The sequence below is a fragment of the Primorskyibacter aestuariivivens genome (genome assembly GCF_028023675.1).
In the GTDB taxonomy this organism is placed as follows: domain Bacteria; phylum Pseudomonadota; class Alphaproteobacteria; order Rhodobacterales; family Rhodobacteraceae; genus Marinovum; species Marinovum aestuariivivens.
Window position 1 is genome coordinate 1 of record NZ_JAQIOZ010000036.1, and the last position, 2,805, is coordinate 2,805.

At 59.9% G+C, this 2,805-nt stretch carries 6 protein-coding genes; 1 reads left to right on the forward strand and 5 read right to left on the reverse strand.

All coding sequences use genetic code 11. From position 1 onward, the window contains the following. Positions 1–244: 244 nt before the first annotated feature. Positions 245–559, forward strand: a complete 315-nt coding sequence (locus tag PGB28_RS21235) for a phasin family protein (protein WP_271423503.1) — start codon at positions 245–247, stop codon at positions 557–559. A gap of 71 nt (positions 560–630) precedes the next feature. Here PGB28_RS21235 and PGB28_RS21240 read toward each other — a convergent pair whose 3' ends face one another. From PGB28_RS21240 to PGB28_RS21350, 5 genes are all read right to left on the reverse strand, one after another. Then, positions 631–927 (reverse strand): 50S ribosomal protein L23, encoded by a 297-nt coding sequence (locus tag PGB28_RS21240; RefSeq protein WP_271423504.1) that lies wholly within the window; start codon positions 925–927, stop codon positions 631–633. Then, entirely contained in the window at positions 924–1,541 is a 618-nt protein-coding gene (gene rplD, locus PGB28_RS21245; RefSeq protein WP_271423505.1) for a 50S ribosomal protein L4, read from the reverse strand. Before rplD ends, PGB28_RS21240 begins: the two co-directional genes overlap by 4 nt. Beyond that, positions 1,538–2,266, reverse strand: a complete 729-nt coding sequence (gene rplC / locus PGB28_RS21250; protein ID WP_271423506.1) for a 50S ribosomal protein L3 — start codon at positions 2,264–2,266, stop codon at positions 1,538–1,540. The genes rplD and rplC overlap by 4 nt, the downstream gene beginning before the upstream one ends. 15 nt (positions 2,267–2,281) lie before the next feature. Next, positions 2,282–2,596: a 30S ribosomal protein S10 gene (gene rpsJ, locus PGB28_RS21255; RefSeq protein WP_271423507.1), complete on the reverse strand. Its 315-nt coding sequence runs from the start codon at positions 2,594–2,596 to the stop codon at positions 2,282–2,284. A gap of 138 nt (positions 2,597–2,734) precedes the next feature. Further along, positions 2,735–2,805, reverse strand: a 71-nt coding sequence (locus tag PGB28_RS21350) for an EF-Tu C-terminal domain-related protein (RefSeq protein WP_408636282.1), incomplete at its 5' end; no start/stop codon positions are given.

Sequence of the window (2,805 nt, forward strand, 5' to 3'; positions counted from 1 at the left end):
GGCAAACCCCCAGCCGTGGTCTACTGGCTAAGAAAAGACGAAACCCAATCAGGTCAGCAGGAGCAAAGAGTAGCTTAATTTACGCTGAACACTGTCCAAACACTGGGGAGTAGCTCAGGGTGCTCTGCTCTCGGTTTGAGCCACCCCACACGATCCAGATCAAAGCCCCCCGCCCTGCCACATGCTAGTCTCCCGCCATCAAGCCCCCTTCTCGGGGCCACACGCATGAAAAGGAGCCAATGACATGGCCAAAGCCAAGCAATCCAAGACCGACGCCTCCGCCCTGACCGACGCGATGATGGCCTTCACCCCCATGGCCCCCGCCGTCTGGCAGGAGATCATGACCGAAAGTGCGCGCTTCGTCTCGGAGCGTCTGCAACAGGACATGGAAGCCCAGCAGGCCATGATGAACTGCAAAACCCCGATGGAGCTTTTGCAGGTGCAGACGGAATTCTACCAAAAGGCCGTGCAGCAATATACCGAAGAGGCCGCCCGCATGATGAAACGGATGGCCAACCCCATGGGCACCAAGCGGAGCTATGACGACGTGCCGCTTTGATCCCAGTGCAAAAGAAAAACCCCGGACTGTTGCCAGCCCGGGGTTTCCCATGTTCGTAGGCGTAAGCCCGATCAGAGACCGGTGGTCACGTCGATCGTGTTGCCCTCTTCGAGCGTCACATAGGCTTTCTTCACGTCTTTCCGCTTGCCCAACTGGCCGCGGAAACGCTTGACTTTGCCCTTGGTGATCGTGGTGTTCACCGCTTTGACCTTCACACCAAAGAGCGCCTCAACGGCTTCCTTGATCTGCGGTTTGGCGGCGTCGATCGACACTTCGAACACCACCGCGCCGTTTTCAGACGCCATGGTGGATTTCTCGGTGATGATCGGCTTGCGGATCACATCGTAATGTTCTGCCTTGGCACTCATTTCAGACGAGCCTCCAGTGCTTCGACACCCGCCTTGGTGATCACCAGGGTGTCACGCTTGAGGATGTCATAAACGTTTGCGCCCATGGACGGCAGGATGTCGAGACCGTCGATGTTGCGCGCGGCCTGCGCGAAACCTTCGTTGACCTCGGCCCCGTCGATGATCAGCGCGCGCTTCCAGCCCAGTTCCTTGACCTGTTTGGCCAGGGCGCTGGTTTTGCCTTCGGCTGCGGCGGATTCGATCACCACGAGCTGACCGGCTTTCGCCTTGGCGGAGAGCGCGTGCATCAGGCCCAGCTTGCGGACCTTCTTGGGCAGATCGTGGCCGTGGCTACGCGGGGTCGGACCCTTGTAGATACCACCCTTGCGGAAGATCGGCGCATTACGGTCACCGTGGCGTGCGCCGCCGGTGCCCTTCTGGCGATAGATCTTCTTGGTCGAGTAGCTGGTTTCCGAGCGCGTCTTGACCTTGTGCGTACCGGCCTGCGCGTTGTTACGCTGCCAGCGGACCACGCGGTGCAGTATATCGGCGCGCGGCTCAAGACCGAACAGCGCATCATCCAGCTCAACCGAACCGGCAGAACCGCCGTCGAGTTTGATCACGTCGAGTTTCATGCGTCACCCCCTTCCGCAGGTGCTTCTTCTGCGGGAGCTTCGGTTGCGGCTGCAGCCTTCAGACCGGCCGGGAACGGCACGTTCTCGGGCAGCGCTTTCTTGACCGCGTCCTTGACGGTGACCCAGCCACCCTTGGAGCCCGGAACCGCGCCCTTGATCATGATCAGGCCACGATCGGCGTCGGTTTTCACGACTTCGAGGTTCTGCGTGGTCACGCGGACGGCGCCCATGTGACCAGCCATTTTCTTGCCCTTGAACACCTTGCCGGGATCCTGACACTGACCGGTGGAGCCGTGCGAACGGTGCGAGATCGACACACCGTGCGAGGCCCGCAGACCGCCGAAATTGTGCCGCTTCATCGCACCGGCAAAACCTTTACCGATGGACGTGCCGGACACGTCGACCTTTTGGCCTTCGACGAAATGCTCCGCCGAGATCTCTTCACCAACGGCGATGAGGTTGTCCTCGGACACGCGGAATTCAGCCACCTTGCGCTTGGGCGCAACATTGGCCGTGGCGAAATGGCCGCGCATCGCCTTGGACACACGGTTGGTTTTGGCGGTGCCTGCACCCAGCTGAACGGCGGTGTAGCCGTGGCTGTCTGCGGTACGCTGAGCCACAACCTGCAGGTTTTCCAGCTGAAGAACGGTCACAGGGATCTGCTTGCCGTCTTCCTGGAACACACGGGTCATGCCCACTTTCTTTGCAATGATACCAGAGCGCATCTGTTCGTGCCCTCCTTACGCTTGCAGCTTGATCTCGACATCCACACCAGCGGCGAGGTCGAGCTTCATCAGCGCGTCCACGGTCTGGGGGGTCGGATCAACGATGTCGAGCAGACGCTTATGCGTCCGGATTTCGAACTGATCGCGGGATTTCTTGTTCACGTGGGGGCCACGCAGAACGGTGAATTTCTCGATCTTGTTCGGCAGCGGGATCGGCCCGCGCACATCTGCACCGGTGCGTTTGGCGGTGTTGACGATCTCTTGTGTGGACGCGTCCAGCACACGATAGTCAAACGCCTTGAGCCGAATGCGAATATTTTGGCTTTGCATTGGTCTTAGCCTTTATTGGCGCCAAGATTTGGCATTGGAGCCGAGAGGAAGAAACAGGACCACCCTGCCCCTTCATCGGGCCCGAAAGGATAAGGTGCGCATTATCTGCGCACCTCACGCTTGTTTTGGCGGTGTCGCTTACGCGAGGATTTTCGACACGACGCCGGAGCCGACGGTGCGGCCGCCTTCGCGGATGGCGAAGCGCAGGC

Coding starts and splice junctions, on each gene's coding strand:
- PGB28_RS21235 (WP_271423503.1), top strand. CDS start 245: ATGGCCAAAGCCAAGCAATCCAAGACCGACGCCTCCGCCCTGACCGAC.
- rpsJ (WP_271423507.1), bottom strand. CDS start 2,596: ATGCAAAGCCAAAATATTCGCATTCGGCTCAAGGCGTTTGACTATCGT.
- rplD (WP_271423505.1), bottom strand. CDS start 1,541: ATGAAACTCGACGTGATCAAACTCGACGGCGGTTCTGCCGGTTCGGTT.
- rplC (WP_271423506.1), bottom strand. CDS start 2,266: ATGCGCTCTGGTATCATTGCAAAGAAAGTGGGCATGACCCGTGTGTTC.
- PGB28_RS21240 (WP_271423504.1), bottom strand. CDS start 927: ATGAGTGCCAAGGCAGAACATTACGATGTGATCCGCAAGCCGATCATC.